Consider the following 882-nt stretch of genomic DNA (forward strand, 5'->3'; position numbering starts at 1 on the left):
ACATCAACCAATAGCCGTAACGGTAAGAGCAGCAAACGGGTTAAAACTGAAGATGGCGAGTTTGAACTCGATACCCCTCGTGACCGTGAAGGCTCTTTCGCACCACAACTCGTTAAGAAGCACCAAACCCGTTTTACTTCCATGGACGATAAAATCCTGTGGCTATATGCCCAAGGTATGAGTACACGCGACATCGTTAACGCGTTTGATGAATGGTATGGTGCCGAGATATCGCCCACACTGGTGTCACGTGTCACCAATGCGGTTATCGAGCAGGTCATCGAATGGCAGTCACGCCCACTTGATGCGATTTACCCGATAGTCTATCTCGACTGTATCGTCGTTAAAATCCGCCAAGATAAGCGCGTGATCAATAAATCCATTTTCCTTGCTCTCGGCATCAATACGGAAGGCCACAAGGAACTCATGGGCATGTGGATTGCCGAAAACGAGGGTGCCAAATTCTGGTTGAGCGTACTAACTGAACTCCAACAACGTGGCGTTGAAGATATTCTGATAGCCTGTGTTGATGGACTCAAAGGGTTTCCCGATGCTATCAACACCGTATTTCCTGAAACCCATATTCAGCTTTGTATCGTTCATATGGTGCGTAACTCGTTGAAATACGTATCGTGGAAAGACTACAAGGGCGTAACATCTGATCTGAAGCGGATATATCGTTCAGCAACAGAAGAGGAAGCCTTGCTTGAACTGGAGCGGTTTGGTGAGGTCTGGGACAACCAATATCCTCAAATCTCAAAGTCGTGGCGCTCACACTGGCAGAATCTCAATACCCTGTTTAATTACCCTGAAGATATCCGTAAAGCGATTTACACCACCAATGCCATTGAGTCACTTAACAGCGTCATCCGCAAGGCTATC

At 47.1% G+C, this 882-nt stretch carries 1 protein-coding gene; it reads left to right on the forward strand.

Annotation, left to right across the window (positions count from 1 at the left end):
• Positions 1 to 882, forward strand: an 882-nt coding sequence (locus HC733_RS22430) for an IS256 family transposase (protein WP_190367186.1), incomplete at both ends; no start/stop codon positions are given.

Source organism: Pseudoalteromonas sp. S16_S37, from assembly GCF_014694405.1.
Taxonomy (GTDB): Bacteria; Pseudomonadota; Gammaproteobacteria; order Enterobacterales; family Alteromonadaceae; genus Pseudoalteromonas.